Annotated in this window: 25 protein-coding genes; 13 read left to right on the top strand and 12 right to left on the bottom strand. The window is 72.3% G+C overall.

The window, feature by feature from the left end; genetic code table 11:
* Window positions 1-19 precede the first annotated feature (19 nt).
* The 7 genes from ACIRA5_RS06515 to ACIRA5_RS06545 all read right to left on the bottom strand — a co-directional run bounded on the left by ACIRA5_RS06515 (window position 20) and on the right by ACIRA5_RS06545 (window position 6,631).
* Window positions 20-877 (bottom strand): carbohydrate ABC transporter permease, encoded by an 858-nt coding sequence (locus tag ACIRA5_RS06515; protein WP_403687936.1) that lies wholly within the window; start codon window positions 875-877, stop codon window positions 20-22.
* On the bottom strand, window positions 874-1,824 hold the full coding sequence (locus ACIRA5_RS06520; protein WP_403687938.1) for a carbohydrate ABC transporter permease: 951 nt from the start codon (window positions 1,822-1,824) through the stop codon (window positions 874-876). The genes ACIRA5_RS06515 and ACIRA5_RS06520 overlap by 4 nt, the downstream gene beginning before the upstream one ends.
* A complete protein-coding gene (locus ACIRA5_RS06525) occupies window positions 1,821-3,179 on the bottom strand; it encodes an extracellular solute-binding protein (protein ID WP_403687941.1) in 1,359 nt (452 codons plus the stop codon). Before ACIRA5_RS06525 ends, ACIRA5_RS06520 begins: the two co-directional genes overlap by 4 nt.
* A gap of 173 nt (window positions 3,180-3,352) precedes the next feature.
* Window positions 3,353-4,264: an SMP-30/gluconolactonase/LRE family protein gene (locus ACIRA5_RS06530; RefSeq protein ID WP_403687944.1), complete on the bottom strand. Its 912-nt coding sequence runs from the start codon at window positions 4,262-4,264 to the stop codon at window positions 3,353-3,355.
* Window positions 4,261-5,037: an IclR family transcriptional regulator gene (locus tag ACIRA5_RS06535; protein ID WP_403687946.1), complete on the bottom strand. Its 777-nt coding sequence runs from the start codon at window positions 5,035-5,037 to the stop codon at window positions 4,261-4,263. The genes ACIRA5_RS06530 and ACIRA5_RS06535 overlap by 4 nt, the downstream gene beginning before the upstream one ends.
* Window positions 5,038-5,198: 161 nt before the next feature.
* Complete coding sequence (locus ACIRA5_RS06540) at window positions 5,199-6,443, bottom strand: helix-turn-helix domain-containing protein (protein WP_352045806.1); 1,245 nt, start codon at window positions 6,441-6,443, stop codon at window positions 5,199-5,201.
* A gap of 35 nt (window positions 6,444-6,478) precedes the next feature.
* Window positions 6,479-6,631 carry a hypothetical protein gene (locus ACIRA5_RS06545; protein WP_167552120.1) on the bottom strand — a complete coding sequence of 51 codons (153 nt, stop codon included), beginning with the start codon at window positions 6,629-6,631 and terminating at the stop codon, window positions 6,479-6,481.
* 296 nt (window positions 6,632-6,927) lie between these two features.
* On the opposite strand from ACIRA5_RS06545, the gene ACIRA5_RS06550 reads away from it, so the two are divergent.
* The 10 genes from ACIRA5_RS06550 (at window position 6,928) to ACIRA5_RS06595 (ending at window position 19,361) form a co-directional block, all read left to right on the top strand.
* Window positions 6,928-7,905 carry a DUF3068 domain-containing protein gene (locus ACIRA5_RS06550; protein ID WP_403687948.1) on the top strand — a complete coding sequence of 326 codons (978 nt, stop codon included), beginning with the start codon at window positions 6,928-6,930 and terminating at the stop codon, window positions 7,903-7,905.
* A gap of 229 nt (window positions 7,906-8,134) precedes the next feature.
* Window positions 8,135-9,286 carry a glycosyltransferase family 4 protein gene (locus ACIRA5_RS06555; protein ID WP_403687951.1) on the top strand — a complete coding sequence of 384 codons (1,152 nt, stop codon included), beginning with the start codon at window positions 8,135-8,137 and terminating at the stop codon, window positions 9,284-9,286.
* A 5-nt stretch (window positions 9,287-9,291) separates the two neighbouring features.
* On the top strand, window positions 9,292-10,071 hold the full coding sequence (locus tag ACIRA5_RS06560; RefSeq protein ID WP_403687953.1) for a class I SAM-dependent methyltransferase: 780 nt from the start codon (window positions 9,292-9,294) through the stop codon (window positions 10,069-10,071).
* Window positions 10,068-14,579: an alpha-(1->3)-arabinofuranosyltransferase family protein gene (locus tag ACIRA5_RS06565; protein ID WP_403688610.1), complete on the top strand. Its 4,512-nt coding sequence runs from the start codon at window positions 10,068-10,070 to the stop codon at window positions 14,577-14,579. The genes ACIRA5_RS06560 and ACIRA5_RS06565 overlap by 4 nt, the downstream gene beginning before the upstream one ends.
* Window positions 14,576-15,982, top strand: coding sequence for a condensation protein (locus ACIRA5_RS06570; protein ID WP_403687956.1), 1,407 nt, complete (start codon window positions 14,576-14,578; stop codon window positions 15,980-15,982). Before ACIRA5_RS06565 ends, ACIRA5_RS06570 begins: the two co-directional genes overlap by 4 nt.
* Window positions 15,979-16,749, top strand: a complete 771-nt coding sequence (locus tag ACIRA5_RS06575; protein ID WP_403687959.1) for a methyltransferase domain-containing protein — start codon at window positions 15,979-15,981, stop codon at window positions 16,747-16,749. The genes ACIRA5_RS06570 and ACIRA5_RS06575 overlap by 4 nt, the downstream gene beginning before the upstream one ends.
* Before the next feature lie 15 nt (window positions 16,750-16,764).
* Window positions 16,765-17,670, top strand: coding sequence for a hypothetical protein (locus tag ACIRA5_RS06580; protein ID WP_054233622.1), 906 nt, complete (start codon window positions 16,765-16,767; stop codon window positions 17,668-17,670).
* On the top strand, window positions 17,667-17,918 hold the full coding sequence (locus ACIRA5_RS06585; protein WP_403687961.1) for a Trm112 family protein: 252 nt from the start codon (window positions 17,667-17,669) through the stop codon (window positions 17,916-17,918). Before ACIRA5_RS06580 ends, ACIRA5_RS06585 begins: the two co-directional genes overlap by 4 nt.
* Window positions 17,919-17,980: 62 nt before the next feature.
* Window positions 17,981-18,787 (top strand): FkbM family methyltransferase, encoded by an 807-nt coding sequence (locus tag ACIRA5_RS06590; RefSeq protein ID WP_403687963.1) that lies wholly within the window; start codon window positions 17,981-17,983, stop codon window positions 18,785-18,787.
* Complete coding sequence (locus tag ACIRA5_RS06595) at window positions 18,756-19,361, top strand: hypothetical protein (protein ID WP_403687966.1); 606 nt, start codon at window positions 18,756-18,758, stop codon at window positions 19,359-19,361. Before ACIRA5_RS06590 ends, ACIRA5_RS06595 begins: the two co-directional genes overlap by 32 nt.
* Here the strand turns inward: ACIRA5_RS06595 and ACIRA5_RS06600 are convergent.
* The 5 genes from ACIRA5_RS06600 to ACIRA5_RS06620 form a co-directional block, all read right to left on the bottom strand.
* Window positions 19,342-20,256: a RimK family alpha-L-glutamate ligase gene (locus tag ACIRA5_RS06600; RefSeq protein ID WP_403688613.1), complete on the bottom strand. Its 915-nt coding sequence runs from the start codon at window positions 20,254-20,256 to the stop codon at window positions 19,342-19,344. The genes ACIRA5_RS06595 and ACIRA5_RS06600 overlap by 20 nt on opposite strands.
* A 73-nt stretch (window positions 20,257-20,329) precedes the next feature.
* Window positions 20,330-21,571, bottom strand: a complete 1,242-nt coding sequence (locus tag ACIRA5_RS06605) for an MAB_1171c family putative transporter (RefSeq protein WP_403687969.1) — start codon at window positions 21,569-21,571, stop codon at window positions 20,330-20,332.
* A 6-nt stretch (window positions 21,572-21,577) separates the two neighbouring features.
* A complete protein-coding gene (locus ACIRA5_RS06610) occupies window positions 21,578-22,183 on the bottom strand; it encodes a toxin-antitoxin system, toxin component family protein (RefSeq protein WP_403688616.1) in 606 nt (201 codons plus the stop codon).
* Window positions 22,184-22,197: 14 nt separating this feature from the next.
* Window positions 22,198-22,812: a transcriptional regulator gene (locus ACIRA5_RS06615; protein WP_403687971.1), complete on the bottom strand. Its 615-nt coding sequence runs from the start codon at window positions 22,810-22,812 to the stop codon at window positions 22,198-22,200.
* Between the two features lie 150 nt (window positions 22,813-22,962).
* Window positions 22,963-23,403: a DUF6086 family protein gene (locus ACIRA5_RS06620; protein WP_403687974.1), complete on the bottom strand. Its 441-nt coding sequence runs from the start codon at window positions 23,401-23,403 to the stop codon at window positions 22,963-22,965.
* Window positions 23,404-23,481: 78 nt separating this feature from the next.
* Here ACIRA5_RS06620 and ACIRA5_RS06625 point away from each other — a divergent pair, with 78 nt between their 5' ends.
* The 3 genes from ACIRA5_RS06625 to ACIRA5_RS06635 all read left to right on the top strand — a co-directional run.
* Complete coding sequence (locus tag ACIRA5_RS06625; protein WP_403687976.1) at window positions 23,482-24,123, top strand: O-methyltransferase; 642 nt, start codon at window positions 23,482-23,484, stop codon at window positions 24,121-24,123.
* A gap of 98 nt (window positions 24,124-24,221) precedes the next feature.
* Complete coding sequence (locus tag ACIRA5_RS06630; protein ID WP_403687978.1) at window positions 24,222-25,757, top strand: acyl-CoA synthetase; 1,536 nt, start codon at window positions 24,222-24,224, stop codon at window positions 25,755-25,757.
* Window positions 25,750-26,732: carboxyl transferase domain-containing protein (locus ACIRA5_RS06635; RefSeq protein WP_403687981.1), on the top strand; the 983-nt coding region annotated here is incomplete at its 3' end. The genes ACIRA5_RS06630 and ACIRA5_RS06635, both read left to right, overlap by 8 nt.

Raw genomic sequence — 26,732 nt, forward strand, 5'->3', positions numbered from 1 at the left:
CACACTCTCCTCATGGCTGTTACTGGCCGGCCAGACCCGTGTGGGCCACACCCCGCACGATCTGGCTCTGGAAGAAGACGAACACGACGATCAGCGGGAGTCCCGCGATCAGGCCGCCCGCCATGAGCTGCGGCCAGACGATGCCGAAGGCGTTCTGCACGGTGGCGATGCCGTTCGGCATGGTCATCAGGTCGGGGTTGTTGGTCACCATGTAGGGCCACAGGAAGTTGTTCCACGAGGCGATGAAGGTGAAGATCCCGACGGCCGACAGCGAGGGCTTCGAGAGCGGCAGGACGAGGGTGAAGAAGATCCGCCAGCGGCCCGCGCCGTCGATGAACGCCGCCTCCTCCAGCTCGCGGGGCAGCGACTGGAAGAACTTGTAGAGGATGTAGACCATCGCGGCGGGGGCGCACTGCGGCAGGATCATGCCCCAGTAGGTGTCGACCATGCCGAGCGACTGCACGGTGGTGAAGAGCGGGACGCCGAGGATCGCCGGGGAGAACATCAGGCCCGCCATCGTCACGGCCATCAGGACGGACTTGCCGCGGAACTCGGTGCGGGCGAAGCCGTATCCGGCGAGGGAGGCGACCAGCAGCACGATGAAGGTGACGCAGACCGACACGACCAGCGAGTTCACGAACCAGTTGGGGATGTTGCCGGCCTCGAAGACCTTCCGCCAGGAGTCGAGGGTGAAGTCCTTGGGGATCCAGTGCGGCGAGGTCACCGATTCCGCCGGGGTCTTGAGCGACGTGGACAGGGCCCACGCCAGCGGCGCCATCCAGATCACGGACAGGGCGAGGGCGACGACCGTCAGGGCGATCTGCGCGGGCGTCCAGGTGCTGCGGGGTTTACGGAGGGTGGGAGACGGCGTGGTCATCGGGAGATGCCCTCCTCTCGGCTGCGGAGCAGCCACATCCGCCCGAGGGCGACGGCCGCGATGATGAGGAACAGGACGAAGGAGATCGCGGAGGCGTAGCCGACGCGGTAGCTGGTGAAGCCCTGTTCGAGGGTGTACTGGACGAAGGTGCGGGTCGATTCCTCCGGCCCCGGGCCGAACTGGTACATGACCACCGCCTGGTCGAAGACCTGGAGCGAGGCCAGGATCTGCAGCGCGATGACGAGGCCGGTGATGTTGCGCAGGTTCGGCACGGTGATGTGGAGCATGCGCTGGAAGGCGTTCGCGCCGTCCAGCTCCGCTGCCTCGTAGAGGTGTTGGGGGATGTTCTGGAGGGCGGCGAGGAAGAGCAGGAAGGAGAACCCGACCGTCCACCACAGGGTCGCGACGACGACGGCGAGCAGGGCCGTGGACTTCTGGGTGAGCCAGGGGGTGGTGAGTCCGAGGACGTGGTTGACCATGCCGTTGGTGGGCTGGAACAGCCACCACCACAGGTTGCCGATGACCGCCGAGGGCAGCAGGAACGGCGCGAAGAAGCACAGCCTCCACAGCCACTTGAAGTGCACGGTGTGGTGGGCGATCAGCGCCATCAGCAGGGCCACGACGACGATGCACGGAACGACGTACAGGGTGAACTGGACGCTGTGCCACAGCGAGTTCCACACCAGGTCGTCCTTGAGGGCCTCGCGGTAGTTGTCGAGGCCGACGAAGCCGGTGTGGTCGCCGGAGATGTTGGCGTCGGTGAAACTGAGGTAGAGGCCGCGGACGACCGGCAGCAGCACGAAGAGCCCGTACAGGACGAAGAACGGGGCGACGAACCAGCCGCCGTGCTGGAAGCGGCGGCCCCAGCGCACCCGGGCGGAGTCGGCGGCGGTGCTCGCGCGGGGGCGCAGGGTGGTGGCGGCGACCGTGCTCGTGGCGCTGCTCATGCGCCTGCTCCCTTCAGCTCCTGGGCGGCTGTCCTGCCGTCCATGGGGTTCTTCATGGCGAGCAGTTGCTCCAGGACGGACTTCATACGGCGGGCCGCCGCGGCCGGCTTCGCGGAGCCGAGGTTGGAGGAGGCGACGACCGGGCCGACGCGCTGCGCGAGGACGCCGGTGGAGCCGGCGAACCAGATGTGCGGTTCGGTGGCCGGGTGCTCCATGGCGGGCCTGGAGTACTCGCTCTGCGGGCTGAGCTTGAGATAGGCGGGGTCCTTGAAGGTGGGCAGATAGGCGGGGACATGGCCGCCGTTGGCCCAGGTGGTGGCGTGGGTGACCATGTAGGCGGCGAGCCGGTAGGCGCCCTCGTCGGCGGCGCCGCCACGGCCGGACTGGTGGGGCAGGATGAAGGAGTGCGACTCGGCGTGGGTGGCCGGCTTCCCGAACACCGGGGGCAGCGGCTGGGCGCCGAAGTCGAGCTTCTCACCGTTGAAGTACGGCACCGACCAGTTGCCCTCCCAGGTGAACGGCGACCCGGCGAGGAACGCCTCGCCGTCGGCCTCGCCGACGGTGACGTAGCCGTCGGTCACGTGCTTGCGGAAGAACTCCAGGACCTCGGTGGCCTTGTCGGTGTCGAAGGTGACGTCGGTCTGGTCGTCGTTGAAGTAGCCACCGCCGAGCTGCTGGTAGAAGGCGACGAAGAACCACCAGGAGAAGTTCTGGTCGTTGGCGTGCAGGCCGAGGGTCTGCTGCCCGTTCTTCAGCTGCTTCTTGGCCGCCTTGAGCATGCCGAACCACTCGTCGGTGGAGCCGGCGGCCGGCAGCCGGCCGTCGGCGTCGAGCAGCCCGGCCTTCTTGCAGACGTCCTTGCGGTAGAAGCAGAGCTGGACGTGGATGTCGAGGGGTAGGGCGTAGAGCTTGCCGCCGACGATGCCGCGCTTCCACAGCACGGGGTTGAAGTCCGCCTCCCGCACGCCGTACTTGGCCAGAAGGCCGATGTCCCAGGGGTCCAGGAGGCGGCCGGGCGCGAACCCGGGGACGCGGCCCTGGTGCATGACGGCGAGGTCCGGTGCGCGGTTGCCGGCCGCGGCCATGGCGAGCTTGGTGTAGTAGGGGCCGCCCCAGGTCAGGGTGGAGTCCTTGACCGCGATGTCCGGATGTTCCTTGCGGAAGGCGTCCACCATCGCGACCTGGTTGGTGCCGTCGCCGCCCTGGAAGAGGTTCCAGTAACGGACTCGGGTGCGCGCGCTGGAGGCGAGCGCGTCCGCGCCGGTGCCGAGCGCGGCGAAGCCGAGGCTGCCCGCGACGGTCAGACCGCCCAGCGCGGCCAAAACGTTCCTGCGGTTCAGGTCAGGTCGTCCCATGCCCTGCCTTCACTGTTCGAGATTTCGATGAGTGCTCGTAACTTCGAACGGGACCGTAGATAGGAAGCGCTTTCTCGTCAATGGTTTGCACAAAAATCGAAGATCCCCGTCCGGTGGTCGACGGACCGGACGGGGACCTGCGAGGGGAGAACGGGGACCTACGAGGGAAACCGTCAGCCGGCGAACGGCGGCTGCGGCAGGCCCTTCCCCGCGCCGGGGACGACGAGCACCGAGCCGGAGAGCGGATGCGGCGCCTCCAGGCCCGTACGCGCCGTGGTGATGTACAGGTCGGTCAGGTCCGCGCCACCGAAGGCGCAGGCGGTGGGGCGCGGAACGGGAAGTTCCACGACCCGGTCGAGCTCGCCGTCGGGTGTGTAGCGGCGGACCGCTCCACCGTCCCAGAGGGCCACCCACACACAGCCCTCGGCGTCGACGGTGAGCCCGTCGGGCCACCCCGCGCCCTCTTCGATCACGGCCAACGGCCGCCTGTTGAGGGGCGGTTGGCCGTCACCCACGTCACCTGCGTCGAAGACGTCGACGCGACGGGTCGGGGAGTCGATGTAGTACATCAGCCGGCCGTCCGGGCTCCAGCCCGTTCCGTTGCTGACGGCGACCTCGTCGAGGAGCGGGGTGACCGTGCCGTCGGCGGCGAGCCGGGACAGGGTGCCACCGCCCGGGGCCTCGTCGTAGCGCATGGTGCCGAAGAGCAGCGAGCCGTCAGGGGCGACCGCGGCGTCGTTCGCGCGGCGGCCGGGGACGGGGTCGCGGTGCAGCCACCGGAAGCCCTCGGCGCCGCCGTACGTCGCCACGCCGTCCCGGAGACTGACGACCAGGCCGCCGCCCGCGCGGGGCTTGGCGGCGCCCACGTGCTGCTCGGTGACCATGACCGTGCGCCGCCCGGAGACGGGGTCGTACGTGTGGACCCGGGAACCGAGTATGTCCACCCAGATGAGGCGCTGCGCGTCCGGATCCCAGGTCGGGCCCTCACCGAGGGCCGCCTCGGCGCGGATCGCGACGTCGAAGGCCGTGCTCCCCCTACGACCGGCCGTCCCGGCATGACCGGCCGTCCCGCTCGCCCCGGTCATCCCACCACGCTCCGGTAACCGAGCCGCTCGGACAGCTCGACGGCGCCCTTCGCGGCGAGCTGCTCCAGCTCCACGCGGCGCTCGTCGCTCCAGCGGATCATCGGTACGGAGATGGAGAGCGCGGCGACGACCTGGCCCGTACGGTCGCGCACCGGGGCGGCGACGCAGCTGACGTCCGGGTTCGACTCGCGGCTCTCCACGGCGACGCCGCGGCGGCGGATCTCGGCGAGGGCCTCGCGCAGGGCGCCCGGCTCGGTGATGCTGTTCGGCGTCATCCCGACCAGGTCCGCGTCGTCCGGGATACGGGAGGTCAGCTCGACGTCGGGGAGCGACGCGAGCAGCATCTTGCCGACGGAGGTGCAGTGGGCGGGCAGGCGACGGCCCGCCGCGGACACCATGCGCACGGCGTGCGTGGAGTCGACCTTCGCGATGTAGATGACGTCCGTGCCCTCCAGGATCGCCACGTGGACGGTCTCGTCGCAGGTCTCGGCGACGGAGCGGGCGATCTGCTGGCCCTCCGCGGCGAGGTCCAGCTGCTCGGCGTACCGGCTCCCGAGCTGGTACGGGCGCACACCGAGGCGGTAGCGTCCCGGCTGGCCGGGAACCTGCACGATGTACGAGCGGGCGGCGAGCGTGGTGACCAGCTCGTGCACCGTCGTCCGGGGAAGCTGGAGCTTGCGCACGATGTCGGGGGCGGAGAGCGTCCCGTCCCCGTCGAGGAAGAGCTCGAGTATGTCGAGAGCTCGGGTCACGGCAGGTACGAGGCGTCCCACAACCGGCCCCCTCCCTATGTTCGAAATTTCAACAGCCGATCGGCATGACGAACACAGGCTACTCATAGTGCTCTTGCACGGGCAATGGGTGGGTAACGGTGAGGTGCGAGGGGTGACCGTGCACGGACGCGTGGGCGGAGCCGGCCGCACGCGACGGGAGGTCAGCGGCGGGGGTGGGGATCACCCAGCTCACCGCGGAGACGCTGCGCGCGGAGGACCAGCTCCAGCTCGAACCGCCGGTCCGGATCGTCGATCTCGTCACCCCACAGCTCCCTGATCTGGCGGAGGCGGTAGCGGACGGTCTGGGGGTGGACACCGAGCCGCGCGGCCACCTCCGGCGCGCCTCCGCGCGTCTCCAGCCACGCCAGCAGCGTCTCCGCGAGACGCCGCCCGTGCGTCGGCCCGCAGTGCGCGAGCGGCGCCAGGCAGCGCAGGGCGAGATCGTCGATCAGCTCCTCGGGCTGGAGGAGCACCAGGGCCTCGGTGTGCTCGGTGCAGTGCAGCACCTCACCGCCGGGCAGCAGCCGCCGCTCCATCAGCCGTACCGCCGCATCCGCCCAGCGCAGCGACTTCGCCGCGTCGGCCAGCGGCACCGGCGGCCCGATCGCCCCGGACCATCCGGTCAGCGCCCGGTGCAGCAGCTCCGGCCGCCCGGCGGCGTCCGGCTCGGGCACGACCATCCGCGGCTGCTCGTACTCCATGTCGAGCAGCACCCCCTGCCCGACGGCGGGCGCCACGGCCTCCCGCGCCGGCCGCAGCAGCACCCCGACGGCGACCTTGTCCGGCAGGGGCCAGCCGATCCGCGCGGCCCGCTCGACGAGCGCCTCGGCCGGGTCGCCCCGATGGTGGTGCTCGGCGAGCAGCATGTCCATCAGACGGCGCTGGAGGCGGAGGCGCTCGCCCGCCTGCCGGGCCGCGGCCTCGGCGTAACCCCGTACGGACTGGTCCACCAGACCGTCCAGGTACTCGTATCCCGCGTCGACGAGCTCGTACATCGCCGGCGGCGGGATCTCGACCCGCTGCCCGATCTCGGCGAACCGGCGCCAGGCGAGGCGGACACCCAGCCGGTAGATCGCCTGCAGTGAGTCGAGGCTGCGGCCGTGCAGTCCCTCGCCGCGGCCGAACTCCTGGAAGACCTCGGGGTGGACGCGGGGTCTGCCCTCCGCCGTCTCCAGGTGCTGCACGAAGACCTCGATGGCCCGGCGGATGCCGACGAGGGCCATCGGCTCGCCGGAGTCGTCGAGGACGAGGGGCAGGTTCGGGTACTCGCGGCGGATCTCCCGGAGGATCTCCTCGGCGAGATCCGGCGCCTCGGCCAGGGCGATCGCCGCGAACTGCCGCACCTGGGCACGGGGAACGTCATGCCAGGCCGAGCGTATGGCGACGGTCCCGTGGCCGGCCTGCACCTTCCGGTCCGCCTCCGGAGCGCCCCGCGGCACGGTCAGTGCTCCTGGTCGGCATGTTCGTACGTGATCAGGGGGGTGTTCGGCTGATCGGGGGTCGCGTCGAGCAGCGCGACGATGCCGAGTGCGGCGCCCACGGCGAGCGCGGCGGCGGCAGCGACCGTGAGTACGGCGGCGAGCAGTCTGGACATCGCAGGGTGAGCCTCTCTGTCGGAGGTCGTCCCCATCCGTTCCCGTGATCCGCGCAGCCCGCCACGCCGGTCCCGTCCGGCAAGTCCTCAGTCTCGACAATGCATTGACACTCCGTCAAGGGTGCCCGTACGGTTCCCGGCCCATACCGCACGTGCACTTTCCCTCCTGGTGTCGACGCACCCGTATCACCGCGTTCCACCCGTATCACCCGCATCACCCGTGACCGGCCGTGATCAGCCGTCCTCAGCCGTGATCACTCGTGCGTCGAGCCTCCTCACGCCCCTGGAGTGCCCGGATGCGCCGGAAACCCTCACCCTTCGCACTGGTCCTGCTCGGCCTCGGCACGTTTCTGCTCGTACTGGCCCCGTTGCTCGCGTGGTACGTGGAACCGCGGGCCGCCGTGAACCCCGTCGACATCGACACGACCGCCGTCTACACCGGCACGGGCGCCTATTTCGACACCGCGCAGATCCAGACCCTGTTCGACAAGCGGATCACCATCACCCAGCAGGTCAGAGGCGATGTCGCCGACAGTGAGCACAGCGGGCGCGCCGTCTGGGACGTGACGACGACGGTCGACACGGACAAGTCCCTGCCCGCGGCCGACCCGTACGACGCACTGGAGTTCTTCCCCAACCGCTGGGTCACCGACCGGAAGACCAACCAGCCGGTGCACTGCTGCCAGGAGAACCCGCGCTTCGAGGGCGACGCCTACCTCAAGTTCCCCTTCGACGTGCAAAAACACGCGTACCGCTGGTGGGACAACTCCCTCGGCGCACCCATCACGCTGGCCTACCGGGGCACCAAGAAGATCCAGGGCTACACGGGTTACCGCTTCACCGGCACGGTCCCCCCGACGAAGATCGGCACCCGGCTGGTGCCCGGCAGCATCGTCGACCAGCCCGCCCGTCCCCAGGTGCTGGCCGAGGAGTGGTACTCCAACCACGGCATCGAGCTGGTCGTCGACCAGCGCACCGGCCGGGTGCTCTACGCCCAGGTCGGTCCGCGCAGGACGCTGCGCGCCCCGGGTTCCACCTACGACTCGACGCTGCTCCTGGACGCCGACAAGCTGGCCTTCACCACGGCCACCCAGAAGGACCAGGTGAAGCAGGCGCAGAAGGAGAGCGGTCAACTGCGCCTGCTGGGGCAGACGTTGCCGATAGGTGCCGGTGTGCTCGGGTTCGTCCTCGCCGCCGCGGGGGGCGTTTTGGTGGTACGCGGGCGACGGGATCCCGGTTCGTCCGGTAACTCCCCTTCACCACTCACGATGTGATGGGCTGTCAGCTCCACAAAGCCCGGAATTTGTCACCTCGGTGAGTAGCAGCTTCCCAGCGCCGGGCGAAAACTGTCCACCCCCACCCGAGCACAGCCCGCCCACACTCCCGTTACAGCCGGTATCCGCATCCCCCACAGATCGGCGGATTCACCCTCGAAGAGACCGACCCGCCCTACGCCCCACCCCCCACACTGAGTTCCGCACCCTGAGACGAGTTGGAGCACCCATGCCCCAGCACGTGCCCTCCCCGCTGCGCGCCGCGGTCCCGCGCGACGCGCAGTCCCTCCCGGCGCTTCCCCCACCGCCGCGCCGCATCGTCTTCCTCGCCCACCGGGACCTGGGAAACCGGTCCGCGGGCGGATCCGAGATCCTCGTCGACCGGCTCGCCGAGGGACTGACCTCGCTCGGCCACCAGGTCACCCTGGTGTGCGGCGGGCCCGCCGCCTACCACGCATACCGGGTCGTCTCGGCGGGCGGCGACCTGGGCCACTTCCTGCGCGCCCGCTCCGCCTTCCACCGTCAGGTCGGCGGCTGCGACCTGCTGGTCGAGGTCTGCAACGGCATGCCGTACCTGGCACCGCTCTGGCACCACGGCCCCACCCTGTGCCTGGTCAACCACGTCCACACGGACCTGTGGCGGATGCGGTTCGGCGGTCCGCTGGCGCCCGCCGCCCGGATCGGCCGAAGACTCGAACACTGGGCACTGGCGGGCGCGCAGCGCGGCAATCTGCTGGTCGCCGTCTCGCCGTCCACGGCCCACGCGCTGCGCGCGATCGGGGTGCAGCGGGAGCGCATCCGGGTCGTGCACAACGGGGTCGAGGAGCCGGGCCCCCGCGCCGAACGCTCGCCGGAGCCGCTGTTCGTGGCGATGGGACGGCTGGTCGAGTACAAGCGGATCGATCTGCTGCTGCGGCTGTGGGAACGGGTCCGCCCGGTCACCGGCGGCCGGCTGGTGATCGTCGGCGACGGTCCCGAGCGGGAGAGACTCCACCAACTGGCAGGCCCCGGGGTGGAGTTCACCGGCCGTGTCTCGGAGGCCGAGAAGCACCGGCTGCTGTGCGCCGCGTGGCTGCTGCTGCATCCCTCCGCCGTGGAGGGCTGGGGCCTGGTGGTCACGGAGGCGGCGGCGCGCGAGACCCCGGCGATCGCCTTCGACGTGCCCGGACTGCGCGACTCCGTGGCCGACGGCGAGACGGGTGTGCTGGCGCGCGGTGAGTCCTCCTTCGCGGCGGCCTGGTGCACCCTCGCCCTGTCCACCCACCGCCGCACCCTCATGGGCAAGTCCGCCCGCGACCGCGCGGCCCAGTACCGCTGGAACAACACGGTCCGCCAGTTCAGGGCGGTGGCCACGGAGGCGGCCGCCTCCTGGCGGAGGTGACGCCCATGGACGGCGACCCCGAAATACCCCGCCGAGCCCCCGCCGAAAGCGCACCCCTCGCCTGGAAGGACCCCTCCTTCCGGCGTTCGTTCGCGCTGTTCCGGGCCTTCATGCGGGAGCAGGACGATCCCGAGGGCTGCTACTCGTTGCTGGCCCGTGACGCCGCCGACCAGGTCGAGGCGTACGGCGGCGTCGAGGGACGTACCGTCGTGGACGTCGGGGGCGGCGGCGGGTACTTCACCGCGGAGTTCCGACGGCGCGGGGCACAGGCGTATCTCTTCGAGCCGGACGTACGGGAGCTGGGGGCGAAACCCGACGGCTCGGCGGTCGTCGCGGACGGGTATCTGCTGCCGCTCGCGGACGGGGTCGCCGACGTCACCTTCTCCTCCAACGTCCTCGAGCACGTGGCCGACCCGCAGACGTTCCTGAGCGAACTGGTGCGCGTCACCCGGCCCGACGGGCTGATCTACGTCTCGTTCACCAACTGGCTCTCCCCGTGGGGCGGTCACGAGTGGGCGCCCTGGCACTACCTCGGCGCGGAGCGGGCGCGGGCCCGCTACCACCGCCGTACCGGAAAGCCCGCCAAGCACACCCTCGGCGAGAACCTCTTCGCCGTGCACATCGGCCCCACCCTGCGGCAGGTGCGCGCCCGCGACGACGTCACGGTCGTCTCGGCGCGCTCCCGCTACTGGCCCATCCTCGCCTCCGCCGTCACCAGGGCGCCGGGGCTGCGGGAGTTCGCCACCTGGAACCTCCTCCTCATCCTCCGGCGGTGTCCACCATGACGACCACGGTCCAGGCTCCTCCCCCGGCAGCCGTCCGCCCCGTCTCGACCACGTCAGGCCCCCCGCACGGGCCACGGTCCAGGCGCTGGCTGCTGGGGTTCTGGGCCGTGGTGTTCGTGCTGTTCCTGGCCGTGCACCCCGGACGCATGACGTTCGACACCAAGCTCGGCGTCGCGCTCGACCCCTGGCAGTTCCTGTCCGACCTGGGCCAGCTGTGGCACGACCGGGGCGGCTTCGGCGGCATCCAGGACCAGTACGTGGGTTACGTCTGGCCGATGCTGCCGTTCTACGGCCTGTGCAAGCTGATCCACCTCCCGGTGTGGCTGGCGGAACGGCTGTGGCTGTCGATCGTCGTGTCCGTCGCCTTCTGGGGCGCCCTGCGGCTGGCCGAACGGCTGCGGATCGGCAACGGTTCCTCCCGGCTGCTCGCCGGCGTCGCGTACGCGCTCTGGCCGGTCTTCACGATCGTCGTCGGCTCGACCTCCGCCGCCGCGCTCCCCGGCGCCTTCCTCCCCTGGGTCCTGCTCCCCCTCGCCGACGAGCGCTACAGCGCCCGCGTCGCCGCCCTCCGCTCGGCACTCGTCGTCCCCTTCATGGGCGGCGTGAACGCCGCGGCGACCCTCGCCTCGCTGCTCCCCGTCGGGCTGTATCTGCTGTCCCGGCCACGTGGGCCCCGACAGCGCAGACTGATCACCTGGTGGGTACCGGGCGTGATCCTGGCGACGGCCTGGTGGGTGATCCCGCTGCTGATGCTCGGCGTCTACGGCGAGAACTTCCTCCCGTACGTGGAGACCTCGGGGACCACGACCGCCACCATGTCGGCCACGGAGTCCCTGCGCGGCGCGGGGAACTGGGTCGGGTACCTCCATTTCGGCGAGCCCTGGCTGCCGGCCGGCTGGACCGTCGCCGCCTCGGTGATCGTCATCGTCTGCTCGGCGCTCGCGGCGGGGCTGGGTCTCGCCGGGCTCGCCAGACGTGACATGCCCGAGCGCCGCTGGCTGGTCCTGACCGTGCTGTCGGTCGCGCTCCTCACCCTCGCGGGGTACGGCGGTGCGTTCGGCGCGCCCTTCCACGGCGTCGTCCAGGACTGGCTGAACGGCTGGCTGGTCCCCTTCCGCAACATCTACAAGTTCCAGACGGGCCTCGCCCTGGCGCTGGTGTTCGGCCTCGCGCATCTCGTCGGGGTCGCCGCCGAACCACGCGGAGCCCGTCCCGTACGCGGCCGCCGCTACGCACCCCTCGTCGCGGCCGTGCTGATCCTGCCCGGCCTCGCCTGGCCGTACCTCAACGGGTCGATCCTCAACCCGGGTTCCTTCCAGCAGCTGCCCACGTACTGGCAGACCACCGCCGACTGGCTGAAGAAGTACTCCCCCGACTCCCGTGCCCTCGTCGTCCCCGCCACCGCGCACGGCCTCTACACCTGGGGCTCCCCCATCGACGAGCCCCTCGACGTGCTCGCCGACTCCCGCTGGGCCGAGCGGGACTACGTGCCCTTCGGCACCCCCGGCAACCGGCGCGCCATGGACGCCGTCGAGCAGGCGCTGATGACCGGCAGTGACGTGCCCGGCCTCGGGGACTACCTGAGCCGCGCCGGGCTCTACTACGTCGTCGTCCGCAACGACCTCGACCCGGACCAGGTCGGATACGTCCCGACCCAGACCGTGAAGCGAACCCTGGAACAGTCGGGCTACGAGCGGGTCACCGGCTTCGGACCGGTCGTGACCGGCGGCCGGATCGCCCACCACGCCCCGCTCCAGGTCGAGGGCCTCTACCCGCGCGAGCGCGCCGTCGAGATCTACGAACCGGCGGGCAACGGCGCGCCGCGCCCCGGGCAGGCCGGACTGAGCGCCATCGCGGACACCGCCGTCGTCTCCGGCGGCCCCGAGGCGCTGCTGCCGCTGGCCGCCGACCCCTCGATGCGCGGCCGCCCCGCCGTCCTGACCGGCGACAACCATCCCGGCCTCGGCACCGCCGCGGTCCAGGTGGTCGGCGACGGGCTGCGGCGCGCCGACACCCGCTTCGGCCTGGTCGACTCCAACACCTCGTACACGTACACGCCCGACCAGCGCAACGACAGCGACAGCGCCCAGGACGCCGGCAAGAAGCCGCACCAGATCCTGCCGACCAAGGGCATCCAGCACCAGACGGTGGCCGAGCTGCGCGGCGCCCGCTCGGTGACCGCCTCCTCCACCGGCAACTGGCTGTTCCATCTCCCCCAGTACGACCCCGTGAACGCCTTCGACGGCAACCCCGACACCGCCTGGGCGGAGGGCGCGTCCGGTTCCGCGAACGGGCAGTGGCTGCGGATCCGCTTCGAGGGGTCCCTGGACCTGCCGAAGTCCTTCAAGGTCACCCCGCTGCCGCAGGACGGCATGCGGTCCGCGGCGACCCGGGTCCGGGTGGAGACGGAGAAGGGCTCCGCCACCAGCTATCTCGAACCCAACGGCATGACCCAGTCCGTCAAGGCCCCCGCCGGATCGACGAGTTGGATGAAGCTGACGATCGTCGGCTCCACCGCGCAGCGCACCGGCCTGACCGGCGCGGGCTTCTCCGAGATCGCCCTCCCGGACGTCCAGGTCACCCGCCTGCTGAAGCTCCCGACCGACGCCGCCGGCTCGGACGCCGCCGCCGAGATCGTGTCCCTGCACCGCACCACCGACCCCACCGGCCTCGCCCCCACGGGCACGGAGGCGGGCCTGCACCGCACCTTCTCCACCTCGACGGCGGGATCGTACGAGGTGCGGGCGAGCGCCGTCGCGATCACCGGCGACGCACTCGACAAGCTGCTGTACGACGTCTCGCCCACGCAGCGCAGCCGCATCGTCGCGACGGCCGACTCCACGACGGACCTCGGCCCCGGTCTCGACGCGCGCAATCTCACGGACGGCAACCTGACCACGGCCTGGATCGCCGGGGACAGGCCGACGATCCATCTGAGCTGGCCCGACAAGAAGTCCGTCTCGTCCATGGTCCTGGCCGCGGCCGGAGGCCTCTCCACCCGCCCGACGAAGATCGAGATCCGCTCCCCGGACGGGGACACCGTGGCCGGCGTCGACGAGAACGGCTGGGCCCGCTTCGACCCGATCACCACGAACCACCTCGACATCACCGTCACCGAGACCGCGCCCCTGACGCTCCACAACCCGGTCGCGGGCGCCGACCTGCAACTGCCGGTCGGGCTGACGGAGGTGTACCTCCCGGACCTCGCCGAGTACCGCACCACACAGGCCCTGGAGACGCGGGAGTTCTCGCTGCCCTGCGGCAAGGGCCCGACGCTCGCGGTCGACGGGAAGCTGTACGCGACGAGCGCGAAGGGGAGGGTGGGGGATCTCACCGAACGGCGGCCGGTCCAACTGACGCTCTGCCAAGAGGGGTCCCCGAACACCGCGTTGGACCTCGGATCCGGCTCGCACCGGGTCGAGGCGGGCGACGCCGGGCCCCTCGTGGTCACGGACGTCACCCTCACCCGTGGGGCTGTCGAGGCCGTCGCCGGTGCCGGACGCTCCCTGCGGATCGTGGACTGGCTGGGCGACCGCCGCGAGGTGAAGGTCGGCTCCGGCGCCGCCTCGTACCTCACGACGTACGAGAACTACAACGACGGTTGGCAGGCCACGCTGGGCGGCAGGAAACTGACGCCCGTACGGCTCGACGGCTGGCAGCAGGGCTGGCGGATCCCGGCCGGCGCGGGCGGCACGGTCACGTTGTCGTACGAGCCCTCGACGACGTACGAGGCCGGGCTGATCGGCGGCGGGGTCGGCGTGGCGGCTCTCGCGGGCCTCGTGCTGTGGCGCCGCCGCGAGGCGGGCCCCGACGAGCCGCAGCCGGCGGCGCCGGACGCCGGGCTCTGGCTCGGCACGGTGGCGCTCACCCTGGTGGGCGTGGTCATCGCGGGACCCTTCGCGCTGCTGGTCCCCGCGCTGGCGCTGCTCGCCTGGAAACGGCACGCGCTCCTCGTACCGATCGCGTTCCTCGCGCTCACCGGGGCGGGGATCGCGGCCGCCACGGGCGCCGGGTCGCCACCGGGCGCGAGCGAGGGCGCGTTCGGGCCCGCGGCGCAGTTGCTGGCCCTGATCGGGTTGTTCGCCGGGCTGGTGAGCGTCCAGGAGCCGCCCGGCGCGGCACCCCGGGGCGCCCGCCCGGTCCCTGCGCCCCCGGGCTCCCAGGCCCCGACGGCGCCACTCCCCCGACGCCGCCGCGGCGCGAACGGCGGCCCCGGAGCCGCACCGGGTACGGGGGCCGGACCGGTCGGGGAGGGACCGGACGGCTCGGGCGGCGAACCCACGTCGTCCGCGCCGACCAAAGCCGAGTCCCCCGTACCGGCCCCCGGGCCCGACCGGGCCTGCGGCCCGACCATCTCCGCGCGCGGCCCGGGTTCCGCCCCGCGCGAGGCGGGCGCGGGTGGCACGGGTGCGGGCGAGGGCGAGGCCGATCCGCCCACCGCGCGGATCGCCTTCCGCAAGGCGGGGAACCCGGCGGACGACGACACGGGAAGGGGCGAACCCCGATGACCGCGCTGGAGCACCCGGCACGGGACGGTACCGACGGACCGTCCCGGCCCCCCGCCCGCGTGCCGTTCCCCGTCGTGGACGAGGTCTCCCGGCACTGTCTCCAGGAGGAGGAACCCGAGACCGTCCACATCGAGGTCCACCTCCCCGGCCATCTGGACCCCGCCCGCCTCACCACCGCGTTCACCGAGGCCCTGCACCGTCACCCCCGCATCCTGATGCGCGAGGCCGCGGGCCCCTGGTACCGCCGCCGCTACGAGTGGGAACTCACCCCCGATCCGGACGTGGAGGTCGTCTCCTTCCCGCCCCCGGGCCCGGGCTCCCTCCAGCACGCACGGACCCGCGCCCTGCTGACCGCCCCGCCGCTGACCGCCTCACCGCCCATCCGCCTGGAGGTGGTCGACGGCGCGGGCCCGCCCGTCGGCAGCGAGGCGACGGACGCGGTGGGCACGGCGCCGCGTCGAAGCGCCGCGCCACGCGCCCGCACCGGCCCCCGCCCCAAGGGCACCGTCCTCTTCCTCACCGTCAACCACACCGCCCTCGATGGCCCCGCCTGCCTCCGCGTCCTCGCCACCGCCGCGGAGCTGTACGGCGGCAAGGACAACTCCCCGACCGCACCCCCCGTACGACCGCCCGAGGCGGCGGCGAAGGCCGTACCGGTCGACACCCCGTCCACCTGGACCCCGCCCGCCCGCGTGGCCCACGGCACCCCGGAGCCCTCGCCCGGAAACGGCCTCCTCGTCACCGAACTCGGCGTCCCGCACCGCCCCAAGGGCTCCCCGTACACCGTGAACGACCAGCTCATGGCGGCCACCGCCCTGATGATCACGCACTGGAACAGGGAACACGGCGCCCGCCCGCGCCCCCTGCGCATCACGATGCCGGTCGACGACCGCCCCCGCGGCACCGACATGCCCATCGGCAACGGGACACGGCTCGTCGAAGTCCCCTTCACCGTCGAGGAGTTGGACGCCGGGCGGATGGGCGAGCTGCTGCGCCGCACGGCGGAACGCACCCGCGCGCTCAAGTCGCTGCCCCGGCCCCAACTCGGCCACGGCGCGGCCCTCCTGACCGCCCCCGTGGTCCCGGTCGCCTGGCGTGCCGCCCTCACCCGGGGCCTGCGCCGCGCGGCCGGCCCCTGGACGTCGACCACGCTGCTGAGCAACATCGGCCGCATCCCGTACGCGCTGGACTTCGGCGCGGAGGCGGGCCGCGCGCACGCGGTGTGGTTCTCGGCGCCCGCCCGGACGCCCCGTGGCCTGACCGTCACCACGGCGTCCACCGCGGGCCGTCTGCACGTCGCCCTGCGCTGGTCGCGCACCCTGCTCAGCCACGGCGACGGCGCCCACCTCCGCGACCTCTTCGAGCACTATCTGCACGCGACGGAGGAGGACGGCACCCGATGACGCCCACGACCTCGACCCCGACCACTGGCTCGGTGACGGCGACAGGCCCCGCCCGTCGGGGACTTCGCGACTTCTACGAGGATCCGGGCGTCCCCGTCGCCTCCGGCACCCCCCGCAGCCTCCGCCAGGCCCGGATCCTGGCCGCCGCCCTGGGCCCCGCCACGGCCGGCGCGCGGACCGTGCTGGACATCGGCTGCGGCGACGGCTCCGCCGCCGCGACCGCCGCACCCCTGCTCACCGGACACCGTCTCGTCGGCGTCGACTGGTCGCAGGACGCCCTCAGACGCGCCCACGCCCGGCTGCCGTACGCGATCCGCGGCGAACTCACCGACGGCGGGCTGCCGTTCGCCGACGCCTCGGCCGACGCCGTCCTGTTCAGCGAGGTGATCGAGCACCTCGTGGACCCGGACAGCGCCCTGGACGAGATCCGCAGGGTCCTGCGCCCCGGCGGCCACCTGATGCTCTCCACCCCGAACCTGGCCGCCTGGTACAACCGCGCCCTGCTGCTCGCCGGTGTCCAGCCCGTCTTCTCGGAGGTGAGCCTGCGCGCGATCCACGGCCGCCCGGGGCGGGAGGTCGTGGGCCATCTGCGGCTCTACACGGCCCGCGCGCTACGGGAGTTCGTGACCGCGGCGGGCTTCGAGGTCGTACGGCTGAGCGGGGCGCCCTTCCACGGCGTACCGCGTCCGCTGCGCTCCCTGGACCGACTGGCCTGCGCGGCGCCGACCCTCTCCTCCATCCTGCTCCTGCACGCCCGAAGGACGTAGCCCATGTGGTGGGGAGTGGCCGCGGCCCTGCTGGCGAACGTCCTGTACAGCACCGGATTCGTCCTGGAGAAGCGCGCGCTCGCCGCACTGCCCGAGGTCGACATCCGCCGCCCCGCCCGGCTGCTGCGGCTGGTGCTCGGCAGCCCGCTGTGGATCGGCGGCTCGCTGGCGCTGGCCTCCGGTTTCGGCGCCCAGCTCGCCGTCTACCGCACGCTGCCGATCGCCGCCGCCCAGGGCATCTTCGTCTCCGGGCTCGTGCTGCTGGTGCTGCTCTCCGCCCGGCTGCTCGGCGAGGAGACGTCGGGCCGCGAGCGGTACGCGCTCGGTGCGATCCTGCTGGCCCTGCTGATGGTGGTCCTCTCCCTGCGCGAGGGCTCGGACCGGGTCAGCCGCAGTGCCCCCGCGCCACTGATCCTGACCGTCTGTCTGCCCTCGCTGGCGGCGGGCCTGTGGCTGTACGGGGCCGCCGAGCGCCGCGCGCGGCACCGGCACCGGATGCCGACGACGGGTGTCGAGTACGGCGTGGCGGTGGGCCTGCTGTACGGGGTGAGCTCGCTGGCCATCAAGGGCGTGTCGAGCTATCTGACGACCAGTGACCTGGCGGGGGCGGTGATCGACGTGCTCCGCTCCCCGTACCCCTATCTCCTGCTCTTCACCGGCGCGTTCGGCCTGGTCATGTCCCAGGCGGCGTTGCAGCGCTGCCGGGCCTCGCTGATCGTGCCGGTCTGTACGACGGTGACCAGCCTGTTCACGGCGGTGCTCGGCACGCTCGCGTTCGGCGAGGCGCTGCCGCACGACCCGGTGCGGCTGACACTGCGCCTGGCGGGCACGGCCCTCGCGGTGTCCGTGCTGCTGGTCATGCCCAAGCACGACGCCGCGCCCCAACCCCCCATCGTGGCCAAGGAGCTGACGCCACCATGAACCCCGACGACCCGCTGTTGAAGATCCTGGCCTGCCCGCTGGACAAGGGCCCACTGCACCTGCTGCCCCTGAGTGACGGCGAGGCGCCGGCCTCCGGGGCCGAGCCGAGCGCCGGGGAGGCGCTGTACAACCCGCGCCTGCACCGCCGCTACCCGATCGTCGACGGCATCCCGCAGCTGCTGCCGTCCTCCGGGGAGCAGGTCACGGAGGACGAGCACGAGGAACTCCTCAAGCGGATGGTCCCGTGACGAGGCCGACGAAGTCGACGAGGCCGACGAGGACGACGAGGACGACGAGGACGACGAGGACCTTGGCCGCCCGGCTCGCCCGCCACCTCCCCACCCGCCTCGTCGCGGCGACCGCCCGGCTGGTCTACCCGCGCTTCGAACCCGAACTGGGCCGCCTCGGGGACCTCTGTCCGCCCGGCTGCGGCACGGCGGTGGACGTGGGCGGCTGGTACGGCCCCTGGACTCACCGCCTTGCGGGCCTGGCCCACCGTGTGGTGACCGTCGAACCGGTCCCCCACCTGGCCGGACTCCTCTGCGCCACCGCCCCCTCCAACGTCCGCGTGATCCGCGCCGCCGCCTCCGACCGTCCGGGCACGGCACGGCTCTGGTTCCCGCCGGACGACGCGGGCGACCGGGGCGTGTCGTCGTTGATACGCCGGGACATCCACGCCCGCGCGGTCGAGGTCCCGTGCGTGACCCTCGACGGCCTGGGCCTCCACGACGTCGACTTCGTCAAGATCGACGTGGACGGCAACGAACTCGCGGTCCTGCGCGGTGCGGAGGCCCTCCTGAGCCGTGACCGCCCGGCCCTCTTCATCGAACTGGAGTCACGAATCCAGCCCGTCGCGCCGGTGGTCGGCCATCTCACCGAGCGCGGCTACACGGGCTGGGTCCTGCCCGCGACCACCTGGCTGCCCCTGGCGTCCTTCCCTCTGGAGGCCCACCAGGCACGCACCTCCCACGTGGCCGCCCAGGGCCTGCTGCGCCGCGTCCTGCCCCCGCGAGGCCCCCGTTACGTCAACTCGGTCCTGTTCCTCCCGGACGGGCGCCGACCGGGCTCCCTCCCGATGCGCGACCATGGACCCCATGCCCGCCAAGCGACCCGCTAGCCCCTTCACCCCGCTCGACTTCCAACTGGTCCTGCTGCGCCGCATGGCCGACCACAACCCCGACCTCGTCGAGGACGCCCGCCACGAGCTGGGCGTCTCCATCGCCGACATGCGCGAGGCGAACCGCCGCTGGCAGGCGATGCTGCACGCCCCCCGCTCGCGGGCGGCGACCTCCCGCTACCGCTCGATCCTCGGCGCCCCCGAGTCCGTCACCCCGCGGCAGATCGGCGACCTGGCCTGCGAGGCCCTGCTCTGGCCCGTCCCCCTCTGGCCCGACCTGCGCTTCGAGGTCCTCGTCGCCCCGAACGGCGTCGCCTGGAACGAGTGGCTGGTCCGCGCCCCGGGTGCCGCGGGTCCCAAGCCCCGCACCCTGGACGACCTGCGCCCCTGGTCCTGCACGGTCGACGAGGTCGCCCGCGCCTTCGCCCCCGCCCGCCCCCTGGAGGGCACGGCCCCGACCCGCTGGGGACTGGCGTTCACGTCCCCGGACGCGTCCGGAGTGCCGCGGGAGTGCGCGGCGGAGTTCACGTGGGGGTTGCTGCAGCGCGTGGCCGTCAGCGGAGAGCGGCCTTGACGACGGCCTCCGCGACCACGGGCACCGACTCCGGGTGCAGCCACAGAAACAGGTTCGGCTCGACGAGCTCCAGCTCCATGACGCACGGGTTCCCGTCGTCGCCGTCGACGAGGTCGACACGGGCGTAGAGCAGCTCCGCACCGTCCGTCCTGCCCGGCACGGCCGCCAACGCGCGCTCCGCGACGGCGAGTTCGGCCGGGGTCGGCTGCCAGGGCTCCAGGCGGGGGTGCGCGACCTTGTCCGCGTCGTAGGCCGTGCCGGGTCGAAGGACGGCGCCCTTGCGGCTGGCGTGCAGCAGGCGGCCGCCGTAGAACTGGAGCGCGCGTTCACCGGCGGTGTCGATGCTGGTCAGATACGGCTGGACCATGGCGGTCAGCCCCCGGTCGTGCATCCGCTCCAGCTGTCGCAGGGCCGTCTCCCGCTCCTCGGGCCGGTACCGGGCGGCGAGCCGCGCACCCGCGCCGGAGGTGGGCTTCACGACGAACTCGCGGTCGTCGGGGAACTCCGCGGGCGCGCCCGGCGCGAGGTACCGGGTCGGCACGGTGGGCACCCCGGCCTCCGCGAGATCGCCGATGTACCGCTTGTCGGTGTTCCACCGCACCACCCCCGGCGGGTTCGCGAGCCGCGTCAGCTTCCCGCACCGCTCGGCCCACGCCACGAACTCCGCCACCCGCCAGCTGTAGTCCCAGGTGGACCGGATCACCACGAGGTCGAAGGCGGCCCAGTCGATGTCCGGATCGTCCCAGTACCCGACGACGGCCTCCGCCCCGGCGTCCTCCAGAGCCGCCCTCAGCACGGGCAGATCCCGGTCCAGGCTCTCCGCGCCCTCCTCGGGCCGGTAGGTGGCGAGCGCAATACGTGCGCGGGCGGCGGTACGGGCCACGGCGGACTCCATCCTCATCACGGCTGATCCCCGGCGAGGCTAACAACCGTCGAGGGAACTCCGGCAACCCTGAGACCGAAGGGGATCAACGGCTGGGCTGACTCAGGGTGGGGCCGGGCACGCTGTCCGCCGCGCCGGCCGCGGCCTCGCGTACCGCCCTGATGTCGGCGGGGTGGCGCAGGGCCCGGGACACGGCGTCGATCTCCGCCAGCAGGTTCTCCGTGTCCGGAGTGTCGAGGGGTGCGGTGGCGTCGTCCTGGCGGGTGCGCTTCCTGGTCCCGATGGCCTCCTGGACGGTGACGGCGTGGGCGAGGGCCCCCGCCCGGCCGGCCTCGAAGCCGAGGCCGAGGGCGGCGTCGTACGCCTTCCGCCGGAGGTCCTCGTCGATGAACCTGGCCAGGTTCAGCAGCGCGTCCCGGATGAACGTCTCGCGGCGCGTCAGGCGCAGTTCGGGGGTGGCACGGAGTCTGAAGGGGACGCGTCCGCCGCCCGTGACGGTCCCCATCAGGCGGTACAGGGGGCGCAGGTGCCAGTGGCCGAGCCGGGTGCGGACACGGCGGTGCAGATACTGGCCGGTGTGCGGAAGGATGAAGCCGACCGCGATGAGGATGGCGGAGAGGCAGGCGACCGGCGGGGCGAGCCCGGTGCTCAGCCAGTCGAGGTCGTGTCCGGTCCAGCGGGCGACGACGGCGCAGAACTTGGAACTGTCGTAGAGCAGGTTCATCACATAGCCGACGCCGAGGAACTTCAGACCGCCGCGCAGCCAGACGTCGAGTCCGCCGGCGCGGATCCAGTTCCAGATCAGTTTGGACGTGATCAGGGCGGCCACGGTGTGCGCGAGCAGGTAGAGCACGATCTCTTCGCGCATGAAGGGGGTGTTGGCGTAGTACGTGTCGAGGTCCCGTAGCCGCTCGACGGGGACGTCGGCGAGCGCGAACAGCACCCACAGCGCGACGATCACGCTCGCGTAGACGGTGACCACCCAGCGGGTGGCGCGGCGGGTGACGCCGGAGCGGTCGGAGATGCCGTTGCGCCATGTGGTGATCAGGAGCAGGCAGGCGCCGCCGAACCCGGTGATGAGGCTGTAGACCAGGGGGGCCGCGATGTTCGGTACGCCGGTGACGCGGTTGGTCCAGGCGATGGTCGACGGTGCCGCGAAGACGAAGACGCCGCAGGCGAGCACGAGCAGGCCGCCGACGGCACGCAGCAGCGGGTCCTTCCACAGCTTGACGATGCTGGGCAGTTTGATCGCCAGCGCGGCGGTGAGGACCGCCGTCGGGATCCAGAAGGAGATGTAGAGCCCGGCGAAGAAGCGGGAAGGATTCATCGCCGGTCAGTCCTTAGGGCCGCGGTAGCCGAGGGAGGCCTGGATGGCCTGTCCGACCGGGTCGACGGGGCCCTTCGTACGCGGGCCGGTCACCCAGGAGCGGAAGACGCTGGCGAGGTGCAGGCCGAAGTCCTCCGCCTCGGCCTCGTCGGCCTCGTGCGAGCCGTTGCGGGCGGCGACGGTGAGCGCGATCTCCCGCCAGCCGGGGTCGTCCGACAGCGCGCTGGCGGCGGCCGCACCCGCGTAGTGGTGGGGGGAGTGGGAGTGCCCCGCCATCATGTGCCACAACTCGTGGCCGAGTATGACGAGTTGCTGCACGGTCTCGGCGCGTTCCTCGACGATGACGAGGTCGAAGTCGTGGAACTCCATCCACAGCCCGGTGACTTCGATCTCGTCCGGGAACCGCTCGAAGCGGAGCTGGATGGGGCGGTCGTCGCGGCGCCGGCTCATCTCCTGGCAGAGGGCCTCGGCCAACTCCCGTACGTCCACGGGCGCGTCGAGTCGTTTCTTCAGCGCGCGGGTGAGCTCGACGGCGAGGCCGCGCATCTCGGAGTCGGCGCGGTGGGAGAGGAGAACGGCGGCGCGCTTCCACGCGCGACGGACCGGCCGCATCTTGGGGAAGGGCTTCACCGTTCCGCCTCCTCGCTCTCGCTGCTCAGCAGACCCTCGAGCATGAGCGTGAGCGCCTCCTGCTCGCGGGGGGTCAGCCGTCGGCCCCGCAGGGCGAGCGTGACGACTCCGTGCTTGAGCGTGAACCTGAGCAGCGGTCCGTCCTCGGCTCCGCCGTCCAGCTCACCGACGACGCGCTGAAGTGCGCCGTTCAGGACGACGGGGGCCGGATCGGTGAAGAACTTCGTGCCCTCCTCGATGCGGAAGAACTCCGCGAGCCGGGTGAGGTCGGGCACGTTCGGCATCTTGTCGCCGTTGAGCAGACTGCGGGCCCACTTGTCACTGATCCCGAGCCGCCCGGCGACGTCCCGGCACACATCGGCGGGCCGCTTCCCGCTCTCGTCGAGATACGCCTCGTACAGCGCGCGGACGCGTCCGCGGATGCGGTCGTCGACCTTGTCGTCGAGGGCCCCCGACCCGTCGAGGAGCGCCCGGACCTCTCCCTCGGCCAGAGCCGTTCTTCTCGACAACTCCCCCACGTCGAGGACCTCCCCGCGATCGAGGCCCTTGTCGGCGAGGTGCGCGTCCAGACGCGCGAGTGTCTCGCGAAGAGGAGTCAGCGACGCACTCACCCATGCACTCCCGGCAGTTGACCCGTCAAGTTCTCACGCTGTGGGCCGAGACTACGGTCCCCGACGGGGCCCGCGCCATGCTTTCCGAACGATCGTTCCCCGTTCAAGAACGATCGCTCCCGCGGAGCAGGACAGCCGGAATCGCCCCGGCTAACGGGGCATGAAGCGGCCCAGTTCCCGCGATCTCTCCCGCAGCCGTGACTCCCAGGTGCCGCCTTCCGGCGGGGCGGACATCCCGGTGAGAGCCGAGATCTGCACATTCTCCGACGGGCCGTCCAAAGCGGCACCGAGCCGTGCCCAGTCCACCGCGACCCCGCCGCGCTCCGCGAGCACCAGCACCGTGGCGGCGAAGCCTTCGGAGAGGGCCAGCATGACGGCGTGACTCGTTCTTCGATGCCACGCGAGCAGCGCGTCGACGAAGACCGCGAAGGCGTCCGGGTCGATCCGGCTCTCGTCGTTCACCATCGGCCCGATACCCGACGGGAGTCCCAACTCAGCCTCGAAGAGAGCCACTTGACGAAGAAACAACCGGGACGCCCCATTCGAGGGATTCCACAGGGTCTCGTCACCCATGTCGTAGTCCTGGCTCATGCCGCCACCTCGTTCCCTCGCGGCGGGAAAGCGTAACCAGCCCCGGCCGACCCCGTCGCGGCGATAATGATCTCCTCCATGTCTATCTCAGGAACGGACGCCCACGCCGCCACGGACCCCGCCGCCCTTCCCCCGCTCGTCCGACGGGCCCTCGCCGCCGCGCGTCGTCACGGCTTCGCGTACGCGTGCCGTCCGGAGCAGGGTCGTCTGCTGCACGCGTTGACGGGCGGCGCCCGGGAGCGGATCGGTGAGACGGGTACGGGGTGCGGGGTGGGGCTCGCGTGGCTGGCGTCCGGGGCGCGGGAGGGCGTACGGCTGTTCAGCGTGGAGCGCGACACCGAGCGGGCCCGGGTCGCGGCCGAGGTCTTCGCCGACCGGCCCGAGGTCGAGGTGATCCACGGCGACTGGCGGCGGATCGAGGACTACGGCCCGTACGACCTGCTGGTCCTGGACGGCGGCGGCACCGGCAAGGCGCCGGGCGACGACCCGGCCGACCCCGCCCGGCTGCTGACTCCGGGCGGCACGGTGGTGGTCGACGACTTCACCCCGGCCACCGGATGGCCGCCGCTGCACGAAGGCGCCCCCGACCGGGCCCGGCTGCACTGGCTGCAGCATGTCGCCCTGCACACGGTCGAACTCCGCCTCGCCGAGGACCTCGCCACGCTGGTGGGCACGCGGCGGCGGATCGCCCCGGCGGGGTCGAGCCCGTCATCGGAGTGAGCGTGGCGGCGGGTTTCCCTCGTGCTGGTGTAGGAACGGTGGTGACCGTCATCGGCAGCACGTCCTCCAGCAGGTCCCTACGGCAAGGAGTACCCCGCGTGTCCTCCCTCTTTCCTGCCCTGGTCAGCGGTTCGACCGCACGGCGGCCCGCCCTGCGTTTCGGCGACCGGTCACTGACGTACGCGGAGCTCGCCGCCTCGGCGGGTGAGCTGGCCGCGCGGCTCGACGGCCGGGAGAGGGTCGCCGTGTGGGCGACGCCGTCCCTGGAGACCGCCGTCGGGGTCGTCGCCGCGCTGCTCGCCGGGGTGCCCGCCGTGCCGCTCAACCCCAAGTCGGGGGAGGGCGAACTGGGGCACATCCTGGGCGACAGCGCGCCGTCGCTGGTACTGGTCGAGCCGGGCGTCGAACTCCCCTCGCCTGTAGGCGACTTGGAGCGCGTCGACGTCCAGGTGGGAGTCGCCGGTCAGGACACCCGTCCGAGCCCCGGCTCCCCCGCACGCCCCGACACCGAACCGGACGACCCCGCCGCTCCCGCCCTCATCGTCTACACCTCCGGCACCACCGGTCCGCCCAAGGGTGCCGTCATCCCGCGGCGCGCCATCGCCTCGACCCTGGACGCGCTGGCCGACGCCTGGCAGTGGACCGGCGACGACGTGCTCGTGCACGGGCTGCCGCTCTTCCACGTGCACGGGCTGATCCTGGGCATCCTCGGCCCGCTGCGGCGCGGCGCGGCGGTGCGGCATCTGGGCAGGTTCAGCGCACCGGGCGTGGCGCGCGAACTGGGCGCGGGCGCGACGATGCTGTTCGGGGTGCCGACGATGTACCACCGGCTCGCCGAGGCGCTGGCCGAGGACACCGAACTGGCCAAAGCGCTCGGCGGGGCGCGGCTGCTCGTGTCCGGCTCCGCCGCGCTGCCGGTGCACGACCACGAGCGGATCACGGCCGCGACCGGACGCCGGGTCGTCGAGCGGTACGGCATGACCGAGACCCTCATGAACACCAGCGTGCGGGTGGACGGGGAGCCCCGGCCCGGCACCGTCGGAGTGCCGCTGCCCGGCGTCGACGTACGGCTCGTCGAGGAGGACGGGACGACGATCGCCTCGTACGACGCCGACGGCACGCCCACCGGTACGCCCGACGGCGAGACCGTCGGGGAGATCCAGGTCCGGGGGCCGAACCTCTTCACCGAGTACCTGAACCGGCCCGACGCGACCGCCGCCGCGTTCACCGAGGACGGCTGGTTCCGCACCGGCGACATGGCGGTCGTCGACCCCGACGGCTCGGTACGCATCGTCGGCCGCAAGGCCACCGACCTGATCAAGAGCGGCGGCTTCAAGATCGGCGCCGGAGAGATCGAGAACGCGCTGCTCGAGCATCCGTCGGTGCGCGAGGCCGCCGTCACCGGTGAGCCCGACGCGGACCTGGGTGAGCGGATCGTGGCCTGGATCGTCCCCGCCGACCCCGGGGACCCGCCCGTCGCGGAGGAGTTGGCCGACCACGTGGCCCGCCGCCTTGCCCCGCACAAACGCCCGCGGACCGTGCGCTTCCTCACGTCGCTCCCGCGCAACGACATGGGCAAGATTCTCAAGCGAGCCCTCCCCGATGCCGTCGCAAAGGCCCCTGAGCATGACTGAGCGTTTCTCCGCCCGCGAGGCCATCACCCTGGCCGGCGACGAGTTCCGTGAACTACCCGTCCCCATGCGGGAGTTCAAGCCGGACGGTCCCTTGTCCTGGCAGGGGTACGACGACTCGCGCCGCCGCGCCCTCGCCCGTACCGGCGAGGACGAGTCCGTCGTCTGCGGCACCGCGGTCATCGGCTCGACCCGAGCCGTACTGATCGCCTTCGAGTTCGGATTCCTCGGCGGCTCGCTCGGCGAACGCACCGGCGACCGCGTCGAGGCGGCCTACGCCCACGCCCGTGCGCACCGCCTGCCCGTCGTCTCGCTCGTCGCGACGGGCGGCAGCCGGATGCAGGAGGGCATGCTCGCACTCACCCAGCTCCAGCGCGTGGCACGGCAGTCGGCGCTCGCCCGGGAGGCGGGGCTGCCGCAGATCGCCGTGCTGCGGGATCCGACGACGGGCGGCGGCTGGGCGACGCTGGGTGCGGGCGCCGACGTGACCCTGGCGTTGCCCGGCGCCCAGGTCGGCTTCGCCGGCTCCCGGGTCCGCCCGCCCGACGCCGACCCGGCGGCGTACACGGCCGAGGCCCAGGTGGCGGCGGGCGCGGTGGACGCCGTCGTACGGGAGGAGGAACTACGGGAGACGCTGTCCCTGTGGCTGACCCTACTGACCGCTCCCGCGACCGAAGCCGGAGGCGAGGCCAAGCCCGAGGCCGGGAGCGAGGCCGAGGCCGGGAGCGAGGCCGGGGGCGGGAGCGAGGCCGGGGGCGGGAGCGAGGCCGGGGGCGGGAGCGAGGCTGAGGACGGGGGCAAGGCTCTGTCCGAGTCCAGAGGCGAGCCCGAGGCCGAGCCCGGAGGCGCAGCCGAGTCCAAGCCCCGAAGCGAGGCCAAGCCCGAGCCCGGAGGCGCAGCCGAGTCCAAGCCCCGAAGCGAGGCCAAGCCCGAGCCCGGAGGCGCAGCCGAGTCCAAGCCCCGAAGCGAGGCCAAGCC

The organism is Streptomyces sp. NPDC096311, assembly GCF_044763085.1.
Lineage (GTDB): Bacteria > Actinomycetota > Actinomycetes > Streptomycetales > Streptomycetaceae > Streptomyces.

Bases quoted from the DNA above. Each gene is read 5' to 3' on its own strand.
- ACIRA5_RS06515 (WP_403687936.1), bottom strand. From the start codon at position 877: ATGACCACGCCGTCTCCCACCCTCCGTAAACCCCGCAGCACCTGGACG.
- ACIRA5_RS06520 (WP_403687938.1), bottom strand. From the start codon at position 1,824: ATGAGCAGCGCCACGAGCACGGTCGCCGCCACCACCCTGCGCCCCCGC.
- ACIRA5_RS06525 (WP_403687941.1), bottom strand. From the start codon at position 3,179: ATGGGACGACCTGACCTGAACCGCAGGAACGTTTTGGCCGCGCTGGGC.
- ACIRA5_RS06530 (WP_403687944.1), bottom strand. From the start codon at position 4,264: ATGACCGGGGCGAGCGGGACGGCCGGTCATGCCGGGACGGCCGGTCGT.
- ACIRA5_RS06545 (WP_167552120.1), bottom strand. From the start codon at position 6,631: ATGTCCAGACTGCTCGCCGCCGTACTCACGGTCGCTGCCGCCGCCGCG.
- ACIRA5_RS06550 (WP_403687948.1), top strand. From the start codon at position 6,928: ATGCGCCGGAAACCCTCACCCTTCGCACTGGTCCTGCTCGGCCTCGGC.
- ACIRA5_RS06555 (WP_403687951.1), top strand. From the start codon at position 8,135: ATGCCCCAGCACGTGCCCTCCCCGCTGCGCGCCGCGGTCCCGCGCGAC.
- ACIRA5_RS06560 (WP_403687953.1), top strand. From the start codon at position 9,292: ATGGACGGCGACCCCGAAATACCCCGCCGAGCCCCCGCCGAAAGCGCA.
- ACIRA5_RS06565 (WP_403688610.1), top strand. From the start codon at position 10,068: ATGACGACCACGGTCCAGGCTCCTCCCCCGGCAGCCGTCCGCCCCGTC.
- ACIRA5_RS06570 (WP_403687956.1), top strand. From the start codon at position 14,576: ATGACCGCGCTGGAGCACCCGGCACGGGACGGTACCGACGGACCGTCC.
- ACIRA5_RS06575 (WP_403687959.1), top strand. From the start codon at position 15,979: ATGACGCCCACGACCTCGACCCCGACCACTGGCTCGGTGACGGCGACA.
- ACIRA5_RS06585 (WP_403687961.1), top strand. From the start codon at position 17,667: ATGAACCCCGACGACCCGCTGTTGAAGATCCTGGCCTGCCCGCTGGAC.
- ACIRA5_RS06595 (WP_403687966.1), top strand. From the start codon at position 18,756: ATGGACCCCATGCCCGCCAAGCGACCCGCTAGCCCCTTCACCCCGCTC.
- ACIRA5_RS06600 (WP_403688613.1), bottom strand. From the start codon at position 20,256: ATGGAGTCCGCCGTGGCCCGTACCGCCGCCCGCGCACGTATTGCGCTC.
- ACIRA5_RS06605 (WP_403687969.1), bottom strand. From the start codon at position 21,571: ATGAATCCTTCCCGCTTCTTCGCCGGGCTCTACATCTCCTTCTGGATC.
- ACIRA5_RS06610 (WP_403688616.1), bottom strand. From the start codon at position 22,183: ATGCGGCCGGTCCGTCGCGCGTGGAAGCGCGCCGCCGTTCTCCTCTCC.
- ACIRA5_RS06620 (WP_403687974.1), bottom strand. From the start codon at position 23,403: ATGAGCCAGGACTACGACATGGGTGACGAGACCCTGTGGAATCCCTCG.
- ACIRA5_RS06625 (WP_403687976.1), top strand. From the start codon at position 23,482: ATGTCTATCTCAGGAACGGACGCCCACGCCGCCACGGACCCCGCCGCC.